Annotated in this window: 20 protein-coding genes; 17 read left to right on the top strand and 3 right to left on the bottom strand. The window is 62.9% G+C overall.

The features are described 5' to 3' along the window. Positions 1-12: 12 nt before the first annotated feature. The 8 genes from atpF to VJ923_RS08710 all read left to right on the top strand — a co-directional run bounded on the left by atpF (position 13) and on the right by VJ923_RS08710 (position 6,535). Positions 13-624: a F0F1 ATP synthase subunit B gene (gene atpF, locus VJ923_RS08745; protein ID WP_326440596.1), complete on the top strand. Its 612-nt coding sequence runs from the start codon at positions 13-15 to the stop codon at positions 622-624. Beyond that, a complete protein-coding gene (atpH, locus tag VJ923_RS08740; RefSeq protein ID WP_326440594.1) occupies positions 614-1,192 on the top strand; it encodes an ATP synthase F1 subunit delta in 579 nt (192 codons plus the stop codon). The genes atpF and atpH overlap by 11 nt, the downstream gene beginning before the upstream one ends. Continuing rightward, on the top strand, positions 1,186-2,757 hold the full coding sequence (gene atpA / locus VJ923_RS08735; RefSeq protein WP_326440592.1) for a F0F1 ATP synthase subunit alpha: 1,572 nt from the start codon (positions 1,186-1,188) through the stop codon (positions 2,755-2,757). Before atpH ends, atpA begins: the two co-directional genes overlap by 7 nt. Positions 2,758-2,769: 12 nt before the next feature. Next, positions 2,770-3,699, top strand: a complete 930-nt coding sequence (atpG, locus tag VJ923_RS08730) for an ATP synthase F1 subunit gamma (protein ID WP_326440590.1) — start codon at positions 2,770-2,772, stop codon at positions 3,697-3,699. After that, positions 3,700-5,145 (top strand): F0F1 ATP synthase subunit beta, encoded by a 1,446-nt coding sequence (gene atpD / locus VJ923_RS08725; RefSeq protein ID WP_326440588.1) that lies wholly within the window; start codon positions 3,700-3,702, stop codon positions 5,143-5,145. Continuing rightward, positions 5,145-5,576 (top strand): ATP synthase F1 subunit epsilon, encoded by a 432-nt coding sequence (gene atpC / locus VJ923_RS08720; RefSeq protein WP_326440586.1) that lies wholly within the window; start codon positions 5,145-5,147, stop codon positions 5,574-5,576. Before atpD ends, atpC begins: the two co-directional genes overlap by 1 nt. 196 nt (positions 5,577-5,772) lie before the next feature. After that, entirely contained in the window at positions 5,773-6,069 is a 297-nt protein-coding gene (locus VJ923_RS08715) for a RelB/DinJ family addiction module antitoxin (RefSeq protein ID WP_326440584.1), read from the top strand. 1 nt (position 6,070) lies between these two features. Then, positions 6,071-6,535: a type II toxin-antitoxin system VapC family toxin gene (locus VJ923_RS08710; RefSeq protein WP_326440582.1), complete on the top strand. Its 465-nt coding sequence runs from the start codon at positions 6,071-6,073 to the stop codon at positions 6,533-6,535. Positions 6,536-6,581: 46 nt separating this feature from the next. Here the strand turns inward: VJ923_RS08710 and VJ923_RS08705 are convergent, their stop codons facing one another. The 3 genes from VJ923_RS08705 to VJ923_RS08695 form a co-directional block, all read right to left on the bottom strand. After that, positions 6,582-6,785 carry a hypothetical protein gene (locus VJ923_RS08705; protein ID WP_326440580.1) on the bottom strand — a complete coding sequence of 68 codons (204 nt, stop codon included), beginning with the start codon at positions 6,783-6,785 and terminating at the stop codon, positions 6,582-6,584. A gap of 145 nt (positions 6,786-6,930) precedes the next feature. Next, on the bottom strand, positions 6,931-7,230 hold the full coding sequence (locus VJ923_RS08700; RefSeq protein WP_326440579.1) for a DUF2442 domain-containing protein: 300 nt from the start codon (positions 7,228-7,230) through the stop codon (positions 6,931-6,933). Positions 7,231-7,238: 8 nt separating this feature from the next. Then, positions 7,239-7,496, bottom strand: coding sequence for a DUF4160 domain-containing protein (locus VJ923_RS08695; protein ID WP_326440577.1), 258 nt, complete (start codon positions 7,494-7,496; stop codon positions 7,239-7,241). Positions 7,497-7,854: 358 nt separating this feature from the next. Here VJ923_RS08695 and dnaE point away from each other — a divergent pair, with 358 nt between their 5' ends. The 9 genes from dnaE (at position 7,855) to VJ923_RS08650 (ending at position 19,908) form a co-directional block, all read left to right on the top strand. After that, positions 7,855-11,313, top strand: a complete 3,459-nt coding sequence (gene dnaE / locus VJ923_RS08690; protein ID WP_326440575.1) for a DNA polymerase III subunit alpha — start codon at positions 7,855-7,857, stop codon at positions 11,311-11,313. Further along, positions 11,313-12,125, top strand: a complete 813-nt coding sequence (gene truA, locus VJ923_RS08685) for a tRNA pseudouridine(38-40) synthase TruA (RefSeq protein ID WP_326440573.1) — start codon at positions 11,313-11,315, stop codon at positions 12,123-12,125. The genes dnaE and truA overlap by 1 nt, the downstream gene beginning before the upstream one ends. Before the next feature lie 63 nt (positions 12,126-12,188). Further along, positions 12,189-13,310, top strand: a complete 1,122-nt coding sequence (locus VJ923_RS08680) for an aldo/keto reductase (RefSeq protein ID WP_326440571.1) — start codon at positions 12,189-12,191, stop codon at positions 13,308-13,310. A 324-nt stretch (positions 13,311-13,634) separates the two neighbouring features. Next, positions 13,635-15,002, top strand: a complete 1,368-nt coding sequence (locus tag VJ923_RS08675; RefSeq protein ID WP_326440569.1) for a sodium-dependent transporter — start codon at positions 13,635-13,637, stop codon at positions 15,000-15,002. A 238-nt stretch (positions 15,003-15,240) separates the two neighbouring features. Then, positions 15,241-16,314 carry a redox-regulated ATPase YchF gene (gene ychF, locus VJ923_RS08670; protein WP_326440567.1) on the top strand — a complete coding sequence of 358 codons (1,074 nt, stop codon included), beginning with the start codon at positions 15,241-15,243 and terminating at the stop codon, positions 16,312-16,314. Positions 16,315-16,334: 20 nt separating this feature from the next. Next, entirely contained in the window at positions 16,335-17,564 is a 1,230-nt protein-coding gene (locus VJ923_RS08665) for an MFS transporter (RefSeq protein WP_326440565.1), read from the top strand. Next, the gene (crcB, locus tag VJ923_RS08660; protein ID WP_326440563.1) at positions 17,558-17,935 is read left to right on the top strand and encodes a fluoride efflux transporter CrcB; all 378 of its coding nucleotides are present in this window, start codon (positions 17,558-17,560) and stop codon (positions 17,933-17,935) included. Before VJ923_RS08665 ends, crcB begins: the two co-directional genes overlap by 7 nt. 252 nt (positions 17,936-18,187) lie before the next feature. Further along, positions 18,188-19,231 (top strand): TIGR02452 family protein, encoded by a 1,044-nt coding sequence (locus VJ923_RS08655; RefSeq protein ID WP_326440561.1) that lies wholly within the window; start codon positions 18,188-18,190, stop codon positions 19,229-19,231. Positions 19,232-19,236: 5 nt separating this feature from the next. After that, positions 19,237-19,908: an asparagine synthase-related protein gene (locus VJ923_RS08650; protein ID WP_326440559.1), complete on the top strand. Its 672-nt coding sequence runs from the start codon at positions 19,237-19,239 to the stop codon at positions 19,906-19,908. Positions 19,909-20,020 lie beyond the last annotated feature (112 nt).

The following is a 20,020-nucleotide window of genomic DNA, read 5'->3' as shown; positions in this document are numbered from 1 at the left end:
GGAGGAATGCACGTGAAGACAAGAGCGAACAAAGTAGCTGCAAAGGCCGCCTTCGGCGCCCTGGCACTCAACGCTGCTTTCCCGGCGCTCGCGTTCGCTGCTGAAGCGGAGGAGGAGGGCGGCATCTCCGCCATTCTCCCGGACATGGCGGAGTTCATCCCCATGCTCATCGCCTTCATCATCCTCTGGATCATCCTCGCGAAGTTCGGCTGGCCCATGTTTGCCGGCATGCTCGAGAAGCGCGAGAACACCATCCGCGAGGCCCTGAAGAAGTCTGAGGAGGCTCAGATCGAGAGCGAGCGCGTGCTTGCCGAGTACCAGAAGCAGCTGGCCGAGGCCAAGGCCCAGTCCGCGCAGATCGTCGCCGACGCCCGCTCGGTGGGCGAGGCCGTCAAGGCCGACATCACGGCCCAGGCCCAGTCCGAGGCCGCCGACATGATCGCGAAGGCGAAGGCCGCCATCGAGGCCGAGAAGAAGCAGGCCGTCGCTGAGCTGCAGGCCACCGTGGCCGACACCTCGGTCGATGTGGCCGCGCGCCTGATTGGCGAGGATCTCACCGAGGGTGAGCACCGCGCCATCATCGAGCGCTACGTCAAAGAGGCGGGTAGTTTCAATGGCAACTAATCGTCTCGTCGTGAAAGAGGAAGTCGCGGTTTACGCATCGGTGCTCTTCGATGCCGCCAATACCGCCGGCGGTCAGGAAGCTGTGCTTGAGGTGCGCGAGCAAATGGGCGAGATCATTCGCCTCATGCGCGCCGATCTGCAGCTCACCATGAGCCTGTCGAACCCGGACTTCACCCCCGCCCAGCGCAAGGAGCTGGTGGAAGGCACCTTTGCCGACTGCCACCTGGCGCTGCGCGAGGTGCTCGCGGTCATGGCCGAGCGCGGCCAGGCCGACCTGCTGCCGCGGGTCTACGATGCCTATCGCGAGCTTCTGGGCGACAAGCTGGGCATTTGCGTGGTTGATGTGACCACGGCCGTGCCGCTCGACGACGGACTGCGCCAACTCATTACGGAAAAAGCCGAGGCCGACTTGGGACGTAAAGCGGTGCTGCGCGAGCGCATCGACAAGTCCATCTTGGGCGGCATCATCATGGATGTTGACGGCAACTACATTGACGCGAGCATGATCTCGCAGCTCAATCGCGCCCGCAACGTCCTCAAGGACACAACAGATGGAGGTGAATGCTAGTGACTGAAATCACCGCACAGTCCATCGACGAGGCGCTGAAGAAGCAGCTGGAGCAGCTGAACGTCAGCGTCGAGTCTCGCGAAGTGGGCACGGTCATCCAGGTCGGCGACGGCATTGCGCGCGTTGACGGCCTTCGCGATGCCATGGCCGGCGAGCTGCTCGAGTTCATCGGAGAGGGCGGCAAGACCGTGTATGGTCTGGCCCAGAACCTCGAAGAGGACGAGGTCGGCGCCGTGCTTCTGGGTGACGTCACCGCAATCAAGGAAAATGACCAGGTTCGCACGACTGGTCGTATCGTCGAGGTTCCCGCGGGCAAGGCTATGCTCGGCCGCGTCGTGAACCCCCTGGGCCAGCCGATTGACGGCAAGGGCCCCATCAAGGCCGAGGGCACGCGCCCGGTGGAGTTCAAGGCTCCCGGCGTTATCTCCCGTCAGCCCGTTAACGAGCCGATGCAGACCGGTATTCTGGCCATCGACTCCATGGTGCCGATCGGACGTGGCCAGCGCGAGCTTATCATTGGCGACCGCCAGACCGGTAAGACCGCCATCGCCATCGACGCGATCATCAACCAGAAGGACACTGACATGATCTGCATCTATGTTGCGATCGGTCAGAAGGCCTCTACGGTTGCCGGCGTGGTGGAGACCCTCGAGCGCCACGGCGCCATGAAGAACACCATCATCGTGGCCGCTACCGCGTCCGACTCCGCTCCGCTGCAGTACATCGCCCCGATGGCCGGTGCCGCTATGGGCGAGTACTTCGTCTACAACGGCGAGGATGGCCAGCCCGCCTCCGCCGAGAACCGCGGCCGTGCCGTGCTCATCGTCTACGATGACCTGTCCAAGCAGGCCGTGGCCTACCGCCAGATGTCGCTGACCCTGCGTCGTCCTCCGGGACGCGAGGCCTACCCCGGCGACGTGTTCTACCTGCATTCCCGCCTGCTGGAGCGCGCGGTCAAGATGTCCGACGAGAACGGCGGCGGCTCCATGACGGCTCTGCCGATCATCGAGACCCAGGCCGGCGACGTGTCTGCCTACATTCCGACCAACGTGATCTCCATCACCGACGGTCAGATCTTCCTGCAGACCGACCTGTTCTTCCAGGGCCAGCGCCCGGCTGTCGACGTGGGCATTTCCGTGTCCCGAGTCGGCGGCTCCGCGCAGATCAAGGCCATGAAGCAGGTGGCCGGCTCCCTGCGTCTGGATCTGGCGTCCTACCGCGAGTTGCAGGCGTTCACCCAGTTCGGAAGCGATTTGGACAAGGCGACCCAGGACCAGCTGACCCGCGGCTCCCACATGACCGAGCTGCTCAAGCAGGGCCGCTACAACCCGATGCCCGTGGCCGAGCAGGTTATCGCCATCTTCGCAGGCAACGAGGGCTTCCTCGACGATCTGCCGCTGACCAGCGTCGTCCGTTTCCGCACCGAGATGCTCGCCTCGCTTCGCGCCTCCAAGCCGGAGATCATCGAGACGATCAACACGGAGAAGAAGCTGTCCGACGAGACCAAGGCCGCTCTGAAGGAGGCCATCGCCGCCTTCAAGCAGTCCTTCGACGCCGCAGCGTAAGGTAGGTAGACCATGCCCAACCTACATGACATCGAACGGCGAATCAAATCCGTCTCCTCGACGAAGCAGATTACGCGCACCATGGAAATGGTCGCCGCTGCCAAGATTCGCCGTGCTTCGGAGCGCGTCGAAAGCGCGCTTCCTTGGGCGGTCGCCATCTCAGACATGCTCATCAGCACGGCCAAGTACGCTCATCTGGACAATGAGCCGCTGCTGCAGGTCCACGACGAGGTGAAGCGGGTGCTCATCGTAGCCGTCACCTCCGACCGCGGTCTTGCCGGCGGCTTCAACACCAACGTGCTTCGCTATGTGGAGAAGCTCTCGAAGGAGAAGCAGCGCGAAGGTGCCGAGGTGGAGGTGGCTGCCTGTGGCAAGAAGGCCATCGGGTACTTCACCTACCGCGGCATCGAGCCGGTGTTCTCCTTTGCGGGATATTCGGCTGACCCTGAGTTCGCTCAGGCGGCCGAGCTGTCCGGCTACGTGATGCAAGCTTACGCCGAAGGCTCGCTCGACGAGGTGTTCATCGTGTACAACCACGCGAAGAACGCCGCCGAGCAGACCTTGGTGGAGCAGCAGGTGCTGCCGGTCAAGGAGGAGTCCTACGCGGACCTTCTGGGTCTTAAGGCCAAGGAGGAGGACGTGTTCAAGTCCTTCCGCGAGCGCGACGATTCCAGCGTCCCGGGCGACATCGACTTCGAGCCGAGCACGGAGTCGGTCATGTCCTACATGATGAACGCCTACCTGAACAACGCGTTCTACTACGCGATGCTCGATTCCGCAGCGGGCGAACAAGGCGCCCGCCGCAACGCGATGAAATCGGCTACCGACAACGCGAACGAGATGGTCTCCACCCTGGAGCGCATTTACAACACGGTGCGCCAGGGCGCTATTACCACGGAGATCACCGAGATCGTCGGCGGTGCCGCAGCTTTGGAGGATTAAATGGCTGATAACACTTCTACTGAAGCGGCCAAGGGAGGCGCCACCGGACGCATCGTCCGAATCGTCGGCGCCGTTGTGGATGTGGAGTTCCCGGCAGACGCCATGCCGGCCATCTACAACGCCCTTACCGTGAAGGCACAAACCCCTTCGGGCGAAGTGTCGACCGTGCTCGAGGTGCAGACGCACCTCCCCGGTGACATCGTCCGCACCGTCGCTATGACGTCCACCGACGGCATGGTGCGCGGCCTGGAGGCCCAGGACACGGGCGCTCCGATCATGATGCCCGTGGGCAAAGAGACCCTCGGCCGCATCTGGAACGTGCTGGGCGAGCCCGTTGACGGCAAGCCCATGCCCGAAGACGTCGAGTGGCGCCCGATCCATCATCCGGCCCCGCCGTTCGACACGCTGGTCACCACCACCGAGACCTTCGAGACCGGCATCAAGGTCGTCGACCTTATCGAGCCCTACGTTAAGGGCGGCAAGACCGGTCTGTTCGGCGGCGCTGGCGTCGGCAAGACCGTCTGCATCCAGGAGCTCATCAACAACCTGGCCCAGGAGCATGGTGGTACCTCCGTGTTCACCGGCGTAGGCGAGCGTACCCGCGAGGGTACCGACCTCTATCTCGAGATGACCGACTCCGGCGTTATCGAGAAGACCTGCTTGGTCTACGGCCAGATGAATGAGCCTCCCGGAGCGCGTCTGCGCGTGGGTCTGGCGGGACTCACCGAGGCGGAGTACTTCCGCGATCAGGGCCAGGACGTGCTGCTGTTCATCGACAACATCTTCCGTTTCACCCAGGCGGGTTCCGAGGTGTCCGCGCTTCTCGGCCGTATGCCCTCCGCCGTAGGCTACCAGCCGACGCTGGCTACCGAGATGGGCGACTTGCAGGAGCGCATCTGCTCCACGCAGACCGGCTCCATTACGTCGGTGCAGGCCGTCTACGTGCCCGCCGACGACCTGACCGACCCGGCCCCGGCCACGACGTTCACCCACTTGGACGCGAAGACCGTTCTGTCCCGCTCCATCGCCGAGCTCGGCATCTACCCGGCCGTGGACCCGCTGGAGTCCACCTCCCGCGCTCTCGATCCCGAGATCGTCGGCCAGGAGCACTACGACGTGGCCATGGGCGTGCAGCAGATCCTGCAGCAGTACAAGGACCTGCAGGACATCATCGCCATTCTGGGCATGGACGAGCTTTCCGAGGACCAGAAGCTGACCGTGAACCGCGCCCGTAAGGTGCAGAAGTTCCTGGGCCAGCCGTTCCACGTGGCCGAGGTCTTCACGGGCCTGCCCGGCGTGTACGTCAAGGTCGAGGACACCGTGCGCTCCTTCAAGGAGATTCTCGATGGCAAGTGCGACCACATTCCCGAGCAGTGCTTCGTGAACAAGGGCGCCATCGAGCAGGTGTACGAGGCCTACGATGCCATGCAGAAGGAAGGTAACTAATGGCCTCCATGGGCTGTGTCGTGGCTCTTCCCGATAAGGCCCTGTTCCAGGGCGAGATCACCTACGCCAACATCCCGGGCACCGACGGCTATTTCGGCGTGCTGCCCGGGCATGAGCTGACGGTGTCGCTGAACCGCGAGGGCGGCCTGGTGACGCTGACCATCGATGAGAACGAGAAGCGCGAGTTCCTCGTGATGGGCGGTGCCACCTCCGTGCTCGACGACAAGGTGACGGTGCTGGCCCGTTTCGGCGTGGCCGTCGAGGACATCGACGCCGAGGCCGTGCGCGCCGAGGCCGAAGAGTGCAAGAAGGCCATCGCGGAGTTCGAGCAGAAGAACGACCCGCAGGACCAGGCGGCGCTCATGACCAGCCAGAAGAAGCTCGACTGGTGCGAGGCTCAGCTGAAGCACGTCAGCGGAGCTGCCGCCTAAAGCGTAGTCTAGCCAAGAAGGGGAGCCGTGATACGCGCAGCCCCACGTTTTGAGCCTGTTTCGAGAGGCGCCCACCCGGGCGCCTCTCGTCGTTTGGAGGCAACGCGACAGGGCGAAAGAGAGTTCCCCCGGCTCCTGCCCTTGACATTTCCACTGTTGTACTTAGAATGTTGTACAACGTGGAAGGGAGGTTGTCGTGGCTGATGTGATGGTGACGGGACGGATGCCGGAACGGAAGAAGCAGCAGGGGCTTCGCGTGCTCAAGCGCCGAGGCATGAATGCCTCTCAAGCGGTGAACCTCTTGTTCGATCGGTTGATTGAGGAGGGGAACGCCGACTTTCTTCTGCAAGATGACGATGTGTCCGCGGACGAGCGGTGGGCATCGGCGGCACGTTTTGTCGACAGTCTCCCTCGCAAGCGCGTCACGCGCTTCGGCACCATGACGAAGGCGGAGATCAAGCTCGATCGCCTTGCCGCCAAGGGGCTGGTGTGACATGGCCCAGGCCAAGCTGCTTCTCGACACCAATGTGGTCATCGACTATCTGAACGAGCGCGAACCGCATTACGGGAAGGCGCGGTTGCTGATGATCGGCGGCCGTGTGGGAGAGTTCGAGTTGTGGATCTCCTCGTCGCAGGTAACCGATCTTGTGTACATTCTCTCCAACGGAGGGCGAGCGAACGAGATCGATACTGCCATGGAGCGGCTACGAGGTTTGCGTACCTTCGTAAACGTGTTCGCGGCGAGCGAGAGGGAGGTCGATCTGACGCTCGCCGCCTCGTGGCGCGATCCGGAGGACTACCTCCTCTACGAGATCGCCCTGGCGCTGAGGGCTGACGCTCTCATCACGCGAAGCCAGCATGATTTCCCCCAGGGCCTCGTCCCCGTCATGGACTGCGACGAGTTCTTCCAATGGATGCGGGATGCGCACGGCCTCGATTACGACGAGGTCGAGCTTTAGAGGCCTCGGGTGCGTCCATGGCTGAAAATCTACAAACGTTGCGGCCTTACTCGGCCGCCTCGCGTAGCTTCTCCCAGATGCGGACCATGGCGAGGGTGTCGAGCTCGCAGTAGCGCAGGAGCTGCTCCCGGATGAGGGCCTGCTCGGTCGGCGCATACTCGGCCATATGCTGGAAGGCGTTGGAAGCCTCCCCGCCGTTGTGGATGCCCTCGAGACGATGGTTGAACTGCTCGGGAATGTGCCGCTGCATCCAGTAGTTCTTCGAGCACTGGACGCCGCTCGTGTATTTCGATCTCGAGAAGTGCAGGGGCGCGGCTCCCTATTGATGCGTGCGCTTTGCCTGATAGCTTTCGAGGTAATCGGCGAATTCGGGCGAGCGCGGCGCTCCTAGGCGCTTAGGCGGCATCCTCGAGTGGATCGGAAACTCTTTTGGCCTCGTAGACGACAAATGGGTCTACGTCGATGCAGGTTGCGGGATCGTAGTGTCCGCTTACATCCCACGCGACAGTGTCGTTGAGGACGGTAAGCGCTGTCTCGAAGAACGAATTGTCTGCCAAGCGCTCAAAAACTCCGCCGTTAGCGATGATCTCTTTCATATCAAACTGTGTGATGCGGCCATCGGAAAAATATGCATACACCGTCTTGTCCGGCCCCGCAATGGCCTGCACAACGGTGGGGAAGTATCCAGATTGCATAGAGCCTCCTAGAGCGGCGTGATTTGGTTGAGTTCGCGGTTCTCCTTTGCGAGCTCCCAGTTCTGCATGAGTTCATCGCGATGCAGCTCGTTCCAAGCGAGTATGAGCTTCAGTTGTCTTGCGGGAAGGGAACCGTTGAGGACGCAGCCCGACACGATGTCCACGAGGCACTTATACCCGCCGTATTCCGCATGGAAGTGCGGAGGATTGTTGTCGGTGTAGTACATGGTTACGCGAATGCCTCGGAAGAGGGAAATTTCAGGCATGTTGTACCTCGTTTCTTGCGGCGTTCTGCCGGCATGATACCACGAAGATTTGTGGTTTTCGCAAACGCTCGAGGGCCTTGTCCGCAAATCAGCGTGCTAGATGAGGCGTTCGGCGATTTGCCGCGCGGAGGGCATTCCATCCAAAACCCACCGTTTGTTCGCACACCGCGGGGCGGCGGGCTGGTATCATGGCAGCCGAGAAATTGACGGAACTTGAGAGCGGCCGGAAGGGAAGCGGTGCGGCGGGGCAGTGCCCGCGGCGGTCGAGCTCCCGCGGCCCAGCATGACACGACACGCGCGCATATCACACCACAACCGAACCCGTGCGCCGATACCCGATTGAAGGGGCGGACACCCTATGGCATTCGTACATCTGCACAACCATACGGAATACTCGCTGCTTGACGGCCTCACGCACATCAAGGACATGGTACGCCGCGCCGCCGAGTTGGATATGCCGGCGGTGGCCGTTACCGACCACGGCGTCATGTCCGGCATGGTGGAGCTTTCCGACGCCTGCGACGCCATCGAGAAGGAGACGGGCAAGCGCGTCAAGCCCATCTTCGGCTGCGAGGTGTACTTCACTCCCGACGAGTCCCTGCGCAAGGACGTGAAGCCGAAGCTGTACCACCTGCTGCTTCTGGCGAAGAACAACGAGGGCTACCACAACCTGCTGAAGCTCGTCAGCGAGTCCCATGTGGACAACTTCTACTACAAGCCGCGCACCACCTTCTCCATGCTGCAGAAGTACGGCCACGGCATCATCGGCTCGTCGGCCTGCATCGCCGGCGTTATCCCGAAGCTGCTCGACGAGCGCCGCTTCGATGACGCAGTAGAGTGGGCGAAAAAGTTCGCCAGCTGCTTCGATGAGGGCGACTTCTACATCGAGCTGCAGAACCAGGGCATTCGCACCGATGCCGGCTTCACCCAGACCGAGCTGAATCACGAGCTTACCCGCGTGGCTCAGGCCGCAGGGCTCAAGACCATCGCCACCAACGACTTCCACTATCTTCTGAAAGAAGACGCCGAGGCTCAGGACATCATGCTGTGCATCGGCACTGGTTCCACGGTCAACCAGACGAACCGCATGAAGTTCGAGAACGACCAGTTCTACATGAAGACCGAAGAGGAAATGCGCGAGGCCATGAAGGACTTCCCCGAGGCCTGCGACAATACCGTGGAAGTCGCTGAGAAGTGCCACGTGGTGCTCGAGCGCGAGCCTATTCTGCCGAAGTTCCCCCTGCCCGAGGGCGAGACCGAGGAGTCGTGGTTCCGCAAGCGCGTGCAGGAGGGCCTCGTTAAGCGCTACGGCGACCCGGTGCCCGAGAATGTGCAGCAGCAGGCCGACTACGAGATGGGCATCATCATCCAACAGGGCTTCCCGGCCTACTTCCTCATCGTGCAGGAGTACATCGAATGGGCCCGCAACCAGGGCATCGGCGTGGGTCCGGGCCGTGGCTCGGCCGCTGGCGCCATCGTGGCCTATGCCATGGGCATTACCGATTTGGACCCGCTTCCCAACGGCCTCATGTTCGAGCGATTCCTCTCGCCCGAGCGCGTGGAGATGCCCGATATCGACGTCGACTTCGAGCAGGGTCGCCGCGAAGAGGTCATCAACCACATCAAGGACGTCTACGGCGAAGACCATGTCTCCCAGGTGATCACCTTCGGCACGCTGCAGGCCAAAAACGCCGTGCGCGACTCGGCCCGCGTGCTTGATTACCCCTATGGCGTGGGCGACCGCATCTGCAAGATGATCGGCGACGAGCTGGGCATCACCATCGACAAGGCCCTGGAGACGAACCCCGACCTGAAGAAGGCCTACGATACCGAAGAGGACGTCAAGCGCGTTATTGATGCGGCGAAGTCCATCGAGGGCCACGTGCGCGGCGAGGGCGTCCATGCCTGCGCCACTATCATCTGCCGCGACCCTATGAGCGATCACGTGCCCATGAAGCGCGACACCAAAGGCGGCGGCATCATCACCCAGTACGACGGCCACTACACCCCGGACTTGGGACTGCTCAAGATGGACTTTCTGGGTCTGCGCACCCTGGACGTGCTCTCCATCGCCTGCCGCAACGTTGAGGAGCGCACCGGCGTGAAGATCCTCCCCGAGGAGATTCCCATCGACGACGAGCTCTCCTTCAAGCTTATGCAGTCCGGCAATATGGACGGCCTGTTCCAGGTGGAGGGCGCGCTGTATGTGAGCCTGTTCAAGCGCCTTCCCCCCAAGCAGTTCTCCGACGTCGTGGCCTCCATCGCCCTGAACCGCCCCGGTCCGTTGGAGTCCGGCATGGTGGACGACTACGTGGCTGCCGCGAAGAACCCGGCGGCCGTGCACTACTACGACGACCGTCTGCGCCCCATTCTGGAGGAGACCCACGGCACCATGGTCTACCAAGAGCAGATCATGCAGATCTCCATGGCCATGAGCGGCTTTTCCGCCGGCAAGTCCGACAAGCTGCGCAAGGCCATGGGCAAGAAGAAGCTCGACATCATGCGTCAGCTGCAGGCCGACTGGGACGCGGGCGCCGTTGAGAACGGCTATCCCCTGGAGGTGGCCCAGCAGATTTGGAACGACGCCGAGAAGTTCGCGAAGTACGCCTTCAACAAATCGCACTCGGCGGCCTACGCCATCCTGGTGATGCGCACGGCCTACCTGAAGGCGCACTACCCGAACGACTTCATGGCCGCCGTGCTCACCAGCTACATGGGCAACACCGACCGCCTCATCCGCTACATTGCCAGCTGCAACAAGAACGGCACGCCGGTGCTGCCGCCCGACATCAACGCCTCCCGTGCCGAGTTCACGCCGGTCGAGGGCGGCATCCGCTTCGGTCTGGTGGGCGTGCGCGGCGTGGGCAAGAACGTCGCCGACGAGATCATCGCCGAGCGTGAGCGAGGCGGCCCCTTTACGTCGCTGCACGATTTCGTGAACCGGCTCGACGCAAAGTGCTACAACCGCAAGACGCTCGAGGCCCTCATCAAGGGCGGCGCCTTCGACTCTACCGGCTACACCCGCAAGCAGCTCATGTACTTCGTGGAGGAGACGCCGCTGCTTGAGGGCGCGGCCAAGCGCCAGAAGGACCGCGACGCCGGCCAGGTGTCGATGTTCGACATGTTCGCCGATGACGCCGACTCCGGCTTCCAGGAGGACGTGCCCGCCCCTGATGGCGTGGAATGGGACAAGCGCACCAAGCTCGCCTACGAGAAGGAGATCATGAAGATCTACGTAAGCGAGCACCCGTTGGCTCCCTATGAGGGCACGCTGCGCCGCCTGTCCCGCTACGACATGGGCATGCTCTCCGAGCAGACCAAGGAGATCAAGAGCGCGGTGTTCGTGGGCATGATCTCGAATGTGGCGACGAAGCTCACGAAGCGCGGCACGAAGATGGCCACGTTCACCCTGGAGGACACGACGGGCTCCATCGAGTGCATCTGCTTCAAGTACGACGACTTCGCCGAGGTCATCCAGGAGGACGTCATCGCGAAGATCAAGGGCAAGTTCGAGAGCGGCGACCGCGGCAACCAGATCATGGCTTTCGAGCTGGAGGCGCTGGAGCTAACCGATGCGGACGCGCGCCCGAGCCACCTGGAGCTGCGGGTGCCCTCGCGCTCCTTCGACCAGAACCGCTCGGCGCGCCTCAACCGCATCCTGCAGTCCTACCCCGGCCGCGACGGCGTGGTGCTGCTCGTGCAGCAGGCTGACGGGCGCCGCTTCCGCGCCGAACTGCCGGTATCGGTGGACGCCCAGTCGTCGGTGCTGAAATCCGAGATCCGCGACCTGTTCGGCCCCGAGGCCATGATTGCCTAATGGACATCTCGCGACCGACATTGGAGCAGCGGGCGGCGGAGTGCGAGCGGGAGCGGACGCTCTCGTGCACGGTGGCCTATGATGGGGCGCCTTTCGCGGGGTTTGCGAAGCAGCCGGGGCAGCTGACGGTGCAAGGGGAATTGGAGCAAGCGCTCGAGCTTCTGTTCCGGCGTTCGGTGGATGTGGTTTGTGCCGGCCGAACCGATGCCGGCGTGCATGCTCGCGGCCAGGTGGTCTCCTTCGATATCGACGAAGCTGAGCTGCGCGGGCGTAGCTTGTACAACCTGCGCCGCTCGCTGAACGCGCTTACCCACGAGGGTATCGTGGTGCGTTCGGTGGACGAGCGGCCGCGCGGGTTCTCTGCCCGTTTCGATGCCCAGTGGCGCGAGTACAAGTACTATCTGGCCACGGGCGATACGCCGCCGGTGTTCACCAGCCATGCCGCCTGGTACGTGGGGCCCGATTTGGATATCGCCGCCATGGAGCGGGGCGCGGCGCACCTCATCGGCGAGCATGACTTCAAGAGCTTCTGCATGGCGGCCTCGGCCGTCGGCAAGCCCACGTGCCGCAACGTAAGCGAGATTTCCATCGCCTCCGAGGAGATTCTCGGCGAGCCCCATCGCGTCATCACGGTGCGGGGCAACGCCTTCTTGCATTCCATGGTGCGCACTATCGTGGGCACCCTTGTCATGGTGGGCCGCGGCCAGCGCACCTCCGATTGGGTCGCCGAGGTGCTCGCGGCGCGCGATCGCCAGGCCGCCGGGGAAAACGCTCCCGCCCAGGGCCTTATCTTCTGGTCGGTAGCCTACTGATTCCCAACCTGCTATGATGACCCCATTGATAATTTGCGCACGCGCACAAACTAGGGGGTTCTGATGGAAACTGCCGAAAAACTGGCACCGCTCGGGTTCGGCTTCATGAGGTTGCCGTTGACCAATTCGGACGATCCGACGTCCATCGACATCGACAAGTGCTGCGAGCTGGTGGACATCTTCATGGATGCCGGCTTCACCTACTTCGACTCCGCCCGCGGCTATCACGGCTGCCGCTCGGAGTGGGCTCTGAAGAAAGCCCTGGTGGAGCGCTATCCGCGCGAATCGTTCACGATTGCCACGAAGCTGCCGGCTTGGCTTGCCAAGAACGCCGAGGAGGCCCGGGCCATGTTCGACATCTCCCTTGAGGAGTGCGGCGTCGACTACTTCGACTACTATCTGCTGCACAACTTGGGGGAGAGCCTCACGCCCGGCTTCGAGGAGTACGGCCTGTGGGAGTTCTGCGCCGAGAAGAAGGCCGAGGGCAAGATCAAGAAGTTCGGCTTCTCCATCCACGACAACGCCGAGGAATTGGAGAAGGTGCTCGATGCGCACCCCGAGGTGGATTTCGTGCAGCTGCAGGTCAACTACGTCGACTGGGAGAGCGACATCATCCAGTCGCGCCGCTGCTTCGAGGTGTGCCAGGAACGCGGCCTTCCCGTGGTCATCATGGAGCCGGTGAAGGGCGGCACGCTCGTGAAGCTGCCCGATACGGTGGCCGATATTCTGCGCGCGGCCGAGCCCGGCGCGCCCATTGCCTCATGGGCGCTGCGCTTTGCCGGGTCGCTACCGAACGTGATCGCGGTGCTCTCCGGCATGAACACGCCCGAGATGGTGGCCGAAAACGCCGCCATCATGCGCGACGGCGTGCCGTTGACGGAAGGGGAGTACGAGGTGATCGACGCGGCCCGCGCGGCGCTGGCGGCGCTGCCCGGCGTGCCCTGCACCGACTGCCGCTACTGCATGAAGGGCTGCCCCGAGGGCGTGCGCATCAACACCATCATGCAGTCGCTCAACATCTACGACCAGATGGGCGATGCCTACCGCGCGAGCGAGAACTACAACTGGAACACCGGCGACGGCAAGGCGAGCGCCTGCATCCAGTGCGGTGCCTGCGAGAGCGTATGCCCCCAGCACATCGCCATCGTGAGCGAGCTCGAGCGCGCCGCCGAGCTGTTCGAGTAGCGCTGCGCGCCGCGCATCAGCCGAGGTTGAGTCGAGCGAGGATGCGGGGTGCTCTGACCGAGCGAGTTCCGCAGCGACCGAAACAGCCCAGTGGGCTGTTTCGCAAAGCGAGGACTGTCTGAGCGAATCAGGGCGCCCCGCATCCTCGCTCCGGAAGCCTCTCGACACCTTTTCCCAAAAAAGCAGGGTCGAGCGGCAGGTTTCACGATATAATCACACAGTTTCGACGGGCGGCTGCACCGCGAGCGCGATGCAGCCGCCCGTTCCTTGTACTTGGGCAGAGGCGCGGGGGCGCCTCGGAAATGGGAAAGAAAGGGTTCTAGTATGGAGAAAAGAGCCTCCTGGTCCGGCAAGTGGGCCTTTATTCTGGCTGCCGCAGCCTCGGCCGTGGGCCTGGGCAATATGTGGCGCTTCCCCTATCTGGCGGCGAAGTACGGCGGCGGCACCTTCCTCATCACTTATCTGGTGTTGGTGTTCACCTTCGGCGTATCGCTGCTTCTGCTTGAGACGGCACTCGGCCGCAAGACCGGCCAGTCCGCCATCGGCGCGTTTTCCAGCTTCGGCAAGAAGTACACGTTCATCGGCGTGCTCGCTTCGGCGGTTCCCTTCATCATCACGCCCTATTACTGCATCATCGGCGGCTGGGTGACGAAGTACATGGTGTCTTACCTGGGCGCCGGCCCCGAGGCTTTGGCCGACGGCGGCGAGTTCTTCACCGGGTTCATCACCTCCAACGTGGAGAGCTATATCTGGATGCTCGTGTTCATGGTTCTCGTGTTCGTGGTCGTGGGCCTGGGCGTTAAGGGCGGCATCGAGAAGGCGAACCTCGTCATGATGCCCGCGCTCATTGTGATGGCCATCGCCATCGCCATCTACACGCTGACCATGCCCGGCGCCATCGACGGTGCGCTGTACTATCTCACGCCGGACTTCAGCAAGTTCTCGCCCGAGCTGGTCATCAGTGCGTTGGGCCAGATGTTCTACAGCTTGTCGCTGGCTATGGGCATCATGATCACTTACGGCTCCTACATGCGCAAGCAGGACAGCCTCACCTCCTCGGTGGTGCGCATCGGCGGCTTCGACATTGGCGTGTCGTTCCTCGCCGGCCTCATGATCGTGCCCGCCGCCTTCGTGGCCATGGGCTCGGGCGAGGCGGTGGCGGGCAGCGCCGGCCCCTCGCTCATGTTCATCACGCTGCCCAGCGTGTTCGTCGACATGGAGGGCATGGCTGCCGTCATCGGCTTCGTGTTCTTCCTGCTTGTGCTGTTCGCCGCGCTCACGAGCGCCATCTCGCTCACTGAGACGCTCGTGTCCATCGTGCAGGACGGCCTGAAGTGCACGCGCGCCAAGGCGCTCGGCATCGTCATCGCTTTCGTGGTCATCGTGGGTTCCCTCGTCAACGCCGGCTACAACGGTCTGGCGTTCATCGAGCCGCTTGGCGCGGGAACGTCGATGCTCGACTTCGCTGACTTCATCTCCAACTCGGTGATGATGCCCATCGTGGCGTTGCTCACCTGCATCTTCGTCGGCTGGATCGTGAAGCCCAAGACCATCATCGACGAGGTGCGCGTCTCCTCGAAGTTCTCGGCCGCCGGCGCCTGGACCATCATGATCAAGTACATTGCTCCCGTGCTCGTGATCGTGATTCTCGTGGCCTACGTCGCCGCGCAGTTCGGCTTCTTCAGCATGTAAGCTTTTGGTCCGCCCGCCCTTCGGGACGGGCGGACCGCTCGATGCTGCGGGTCCGACAGGCACCTGTCCTTGCCCCTCGTTTTCGCCTCGGCGCGTACCTGAGTACGCTTGGGCGAAAGGCGGGGCAATTGCAGGTGCCTGTCGGACCCTCGCTGTCTTCCTTGGGCGAACCTGTGAATCTGGTAATTAAGTCTTATAATGGTTCGACTGCGAAATTGGCTTCAGGTTAGGAATTTGAATGGCTCTCTCAATCGGTATCGTGGGACTGCCCAATGTGGGCAAGTCCACGTTGTTCACGGCGATGACCAACAAGGGCGGCCTGGCCGCCAACTATCCCTTTGCCACCATCGAGCCCAATGTCGGCATCGTGCCGGTTCCCGATGACCGCCTGGCGGCTCTGGCCGAGATCGACCATCCGGCGAAGATCGTGCCCGCCACGGTGGAGTTCGTGGACATCGCGGGCCTGGTGGCCGGCGCCTCCCAGGGCGAGGGCCTCGGCAACCAGTTCCTCGCCAACATCCGCGAGACCGACGCCATCGCCGAGGTGGTGCGCTTCTTCGGCGACCCGGATGTGACCCATGTGGCCGGCAAAGTGGACCCGGCATCTGACGTGGACACCATCAAGACCGAGCTCATCTTGGCCGATATCGCCACCGTGGAGAAGGCCATCCCGCGTCTCGAGAAAGAGGCCAAGCGCGACAAGGCCGGCGTGGCGAAGCTGGAGGCTGCGAAGAAGGTGCTCGCAGGCCTGAACGAGGGCCATCGCGCCCGCACCCTGGGACTTTCCGACGACGAGGTGGCGGCCATCTACGAGCTGCATCTGCTGACCATGAAGCCGATGCTCTACATCGCGAACGTGGACGAGGACGCTGTGGATGCCGAGCTGCCCGAGATCGATGGCTGCACCCCGGTGCCCATCTCCGCGAAGGTAGAGGCCGATATCGCCGAGCTGGCCGAGATGGATCCCGACGAGGCCAAAGAGTACATGGAGGCCCTCGGTCTAACTGACAGTGGCCTGGCCCGCCTCATCCGCGAGGCCTACGCGCTTTTGGGCCTGCAGAGCTACTTCACGAGCGGCGAGACCGAGACCCGCGCCTGGACCATTCCCGTGGGCGCCAAGGCCCCCCAGGCCGCCGGCGTCATCCACACCGACTTCGAGCGCGGCTTCATCAAGGCCGAGACGGCCTCCTTCGAGGACTACGTCGCCCTCGGCGGCGAGAAGGGCTGCCGCGATGCCGGCAAGCTCCGCCAGGAGGGCAAGGACTACGTCGTCCAGGACGGCGACGTCATGCACTTCAAGTTCAACGTGTAAGACGCTGCGTTCGAGAAGCGATGCGGGTTGAAACTGAACAACGGAAGGGGCGCGATTCCATTTGGAGCGCGCCTTTCGTCTTTCTTATGGCGGTGAACTTCTTTCAGTCGACGGCGGCGTTCATGGCCAATGCGACGTTGCCGGTATTCGCCGATTCGCTTGGGGCGACGGCGGCCATGGTGGGCGTGGTGGTGAGCTCGTTTACGCTCTCGTCTATTCTCGTTCGTCCCTTCGCCGGCCCCGCCTTCGACAGCTTCTCGCGCAAGCGGATGCTTCTGGCCTCGCAGGCGGTCATCTGCCTGTCGTTTTTCGCCTACGGGTTCGTTGATTCGCTCGGCGTGCTCGTCGCCATCCGACTTTTCCATGGCGTCGGTATCGGGTGCAGCGGGCCTTTGGCCATGTCGCTCGTATCCGAGTATCTGCCGGCTTCTAAGTTCGCCAGCGGCATCAGCATCTACGCGTTGGCCCAGTCTTTCGCCCAGGTAATCGGGCCCGCAACGGGGCTCTATCTGATCGACGCGGTGGGTTTCTCTGCGGCGTACTTTCTGGCCGCGGCGTTGCTGGTGGTGGCCATGGGTGGCATCTTTGCCATTCGCGAGCCCTATCACGAGCGGCTGCCCTATCAGCTGAAGCTTTCCCGCATGTTCGCGCGCGAAGCGGCGGGCAAGGCCTTCGCGCTCATGCTCATCGCCGTATCGTTTTCCTGCATGACGTCCTATGTGGTGCTTTACGGCTACGAGCGGGGTGTTGCGGACATGGGGCTGTTCTTCGTGGTGTATGCGTTGTGCCTGGTGGTGACGCGCCCGGTGCTCGGCGGTTTGGCCGATCGCGTCGGAGCGCCGAAAGTGATTGTTTTCGGCATCCTCTGTTTCGCGGCGTCCTATGGGGCGCTGTCTCAGGCCCATAACTTGCCGGGCTTTCTGCTGGCGGCCGTTATCGGCTCGGCCGGTTTCGGCTGCTGCGCGCCGCTGTTGCAGTCGATGGGTCTCGCTTCGGTGGACGTGCCGCGCCGCGGCGCTGCCTCGAATACCATGTTCACGGGACTCGATTTGGGCATGCTTGTCGGTCCTGTTGTGGGCGGTGCGGTGGCTGAGGCGCTCGCGCCGACATTGGGCGGTCTCGGTGCCGCCTACAGCACCATGTGGCTTGTGATGCTCATTCCCGCTGCCGGCACCTTCGCCATCGCCCTTAGGTGGTGCATGCGGGGTAATCGTGTCCTTCGAGGAGAAGATGGGGAAGGGCCATGCTGAGCGCGTTGTGCGTTGGGGCTGGAGGATTTGTGGGGGCGGTGCTTCGATACGGGGCGAGCTTTGCGGTGCCCGAGAGCGCGTTTCCTGTGGCGACGTTCGTGGTGAACGTATTGGGGTCGTTTGTTATCGGGCTCGTGGTCGGCGCCGTTGACGCGCGCCCCGGCCTGCTGTCGCCCAATGCGGTGCTATTTCTGAAGACGGGCCTGTGCGGCGGCTTTACCACGTTTTCCACCTTCTCGTTAGAAACGCTCGGCTTGTTCGAAAAAGGCGCGTGGCTGCTCGGCGGCGCCTATGCCGCTGCGAGTCTTATCTGCTGCGTCGCCGGCGTTCTTTGCGGCCGTTTGGTTGCCCTGCGTCTACTTGAGGTTTAGAGACAAATCATCGGCTTTTTTGACATGAAAATGCGTTTGTGCGAGTTGCGGAGTTCGTGTCGGATGGCCGGCGCTTCTAAAAAACTCGCACAAACGCATTTTCGCGTCCAATTTGCTTGCGAGAGGGCGAATGCGCGGCGATGCGCCGCCGTGCAAGCTCGCACAATCGCAATCTCGTGACAAAATCGGGCCCTTATTTTGCGGAGTTGCATTATTATGGCGAGCGGAACATTCGAACGGAAGGAGTGCGGCATGGCGGGTTTCAACGATAGGCGTCCGAATCGAGGGGAGCAGCGCGAGGAGCGTCGTCGCGAGGCGGTGCGCCATACGGGACTGATGAAGGCCGCGTTCGGCAAGGAGACCGACGAGGCTATCGAAAACGCGCGCATCTACGAGGAGGGGGAGGGCCGCGCGCTGCTTTGGGGCGCTGAGGCCGAGGCTGCGAAGGCGGCGGCGGAAGCTGCCCAGGCTGACGCCGACGGCGCCCAGGCTGGCAACGAGGAAGCCCGCGAAGAGGCCGAGCTTGTCGAAGAGGCTGCCGAGGCTGCGGAAGCTGAAGGGGCTGAAGAGGCCGCAGGTGCCGCAGGACCCGCCGCCGAGACGACCACCGAGGTCGTGACGTCCTTTGCCCCCGAGGCGCTCTACCGCGATGCTGCAGGCAAGACGATGATCGTGGACCCGGCCGCCTTCACGCGTCCCGGCGGCGCCTACGAGGACGGCGCCTTCGGCCCCGAGCAGATTCTCTGCTCCGAGAGCAACCTGTATCCGGTGCTCTGCGCTCACAAGCGCGACTTCTACGATAAGAACCGCGATTACCGCCGCGGCTCGCTGTTTACCGACCGCGCGCTCTATGTGCCCGACGTGCTGTTCTCCCGTGGGGGTGACACGCGCCGCGCCGACGTGCTCGCCATCGCCGAGCCCATTCGCGCCTTCGCCCTGGAAAACCATCGCTCCGAGCGCGAGTGCGACAAGGCTTTGGCCGATCGCCTGGAGACCATCTTCCGCATCGCCGCGGCCAATGGCATCGAGACGCTCATCATGGGCGCCTTCGGCTGCGGGCGCAACGGCTACCCCGTCGCCCAGGTGATCGAGCTCATCAAAACCTGGATTTCCCAGCATCCCGGTGCTGTTCCGAACATCGTCTTCGCTGTGCCGCGCTTCAGCTTCGACGCCTTTCAGGAGGCCTTTGGCCAGCCCATCGTGGAAGAGCCGGTTGAGGTGGTGGAAGAGGAAGACGATGACGAGCGCGAGGACTGGCGCGACATCGAGCTTCCCGAAGGCATCACGTTGCGCTAACGACTATGGAAGACTTCGAGACATTTATCGCCGAAGACACCGAGGACGTGGGTCCGGGACAGCGTTTGGCTGTCGAGCCGTTGGAGATGTATCTGTCCCGCGAGCCGAAGTTCGCCGTGGCGTTTTCCGGCGGGTGCGACTCGTCGCTGCTGCTGGCGGCCGCCAAACTCGCCGGCAACGACGCTCATGCCTATCTGGTGAAGACCGCCTTCCAACCCGATTTCGAATTGCGCGATGCCCGACGCGTGGCCGATGCGCTCGAGATGCCGCTCACCATCATCGAGGCCGACGTGCTCGCCGAGGGCGCCATCTGCGCCAATCCGGAGGACCGCTGCCGGCTCTGCAAGCGCTTCATCTTCGATACCATTCGCGAGGCTGCTGCGGCTGACGGCTATACGGTGCTCGTCGACGGCACCAACGCCACCGACGACCCGGCGCGTCGGCCCGGCTACAAGTCTCTGGAAGATTGCGGTGTCGTGTCGCCGTTGCGCCGCGCGGGCATGACCAAGGCCAACGTGCGTCACCAGTTGGCGTCCCTCGAGCAATCGTTTGGCCTGGCGCCCGGCGCGCTCATGTCCGACAAACCAAGCTTCCCCTGCTTGGCCGTCTACGTGCCGACCGGCGAGCCCATCACCGCGGAATCGCTCTCGAAAGCCGCCGCAGCCCGTGGACTTTAGGGGCGTCAAAACGACGGCTTGCGCACGGAATTCGAGGTTACTGCATCAAAACGACGATAGTGGTGCATCGTGGAGGGAGGTGGCGCGTTTTTTCGGCTCAAATTGCACTTAA

Source organism: Adlercreutzia shanghongiae (assembly GCF_035830635.1).
GTDB classification, from domain to species: domain Bacteria; phylum Actinomycetota; class Coriobacteriia; order Coriobacteriales; family Eggerthellaceae; genus Adlercreutzia; species Adlercreutzia shanghongiae.
This window is presented reverse-complemented; position numbering and strand designations above follow the sequence as displayed.

Excerpts from the sequence above, each read along its gene's own strand:
- atpG (WP_326440590.1), top strand. The coding sequence starts at position 2,770 with ATGCCCAACCTACATGACATCGAACGGCGAATCAAATCCGTCTCCTCG.
- VJ923_RS08700 (WP_326440579.1), bottom strand. The coding sequence starts at position 7,230 with ATGCAATCTGGATACTTCCCCACCGTTGTGCAGGCCATTGCGGGGCCG.
- truA (WP_326440573.1), top strand. The coding sequence starts at position 11,313 with ATGGACATCTCGCGACCGACATTGGAGCAGCGGGCGGCGGAGTGCGAG.
- atpD (WP_326440588.1), top strand. The coding sequence starts at position 3,700 with ATGGCTGATAACACTTCTACTGAAGCGGCCAAGGGAGGCGCCACCGGA.
- crcB (WP_326440563.1), top strand. The coding sequence starts at position 17,558 with ATGCTGAGCGCGTTGTGCGTTGGGGCTGGAGGATTTGTGGGGGCGGTG.
- VJ923_RS08665 (WP_326440565.1), top strand. The coding sequence starts at position 16,335 with ATGCGGGTTGAAACTGAACAACGGAAGGGGCGCGATTCCATTTGGAGC.
- VJ923_RS08680 (WP_326440571.1), top strand. The coding sequence starts at position 12,189 with ATGGAAACTGCCGAAAAACTGGCACCGCTCGGGTTCGGCTTCATGAGG.
- dnaE (WP_326440575.1), top strand. The coding sequence starts at position 7,855 with ATGGCATTCGTACATCTGCACAACCATACGGAATACTCGCTGCTTGAC.
- atpC (WP_326440586.1), top strand. The coding sequence starts at position 5,145 with ATGGCCTCCATGGGCTGTGTCGTGGCTCTTCCCGATAAGGCCCTGTTC.
- VJ923_RS08695 (WP_326440577.1), bottom strand. The coding sequence starts at position 7,496 with ATGCCTGAAATTTCCCTCTTCCGAGGCATTCGCGTAACCATGTACTAC.
- VJ923_RS08710 (WP_326440582.1), top strand. The coding sequence starts at position 6,071 with ATGGCCCAGGCCAAGCTGCTTCTCGACACCAATGTGGTCATCGACTAT.
- atpA (WP_326440592.1), top strand. The coding sequence starts at position 1,186 with ATGCTAGTGACTGAAATCACCGCACAGTCCATCGACGAGGCGCTGAAG.
- atpH (WP_326440594.1), top strand. The coding sequence starts at position 614 with ATGGCAACTAATCGTCTCGTCGTGAAAGAGGAAGTCGCGGTTTACGCA.
- VJ923_RS08705 (WP_326440580.1), bottom strand. The coding sequence starts at position 6,785 with ATGCAGCGGCACATTCCCGAGCAGTTCAACCATCGTCTCGAGGGCATC.
- VJ923_RS08650 (WP_326440559.1), top strand. The coding sequence starts at position 19,237 with ATGGAAGACTTCGAGACATTTATCGCCGAAGACACCGAGGACGTGGGT.
- ychF (WP_326440567.1), top strand. The coding sequence starts at position 15,241 with ATGGCTCTCTCAATCGGTATCGTGGGACTGCCCAATGTGGGCAAGTCC.
- VJ923_RS08675 (WP_326440569.1), top strand. The coding sequence starts at position 13,635 with ATGGAGAAAAGAGCCTCCTGGTCCGGCAAGTGGGCCTTTATTCTGGCT.
- VJ923_RS08655 (WP_326440561.1), top strand. The coding sequence starts at position 18,188 with ATGGCGGGTTTCAACGATAGGCGTCCGAATCGAGGGGAGCAGCGCGAG.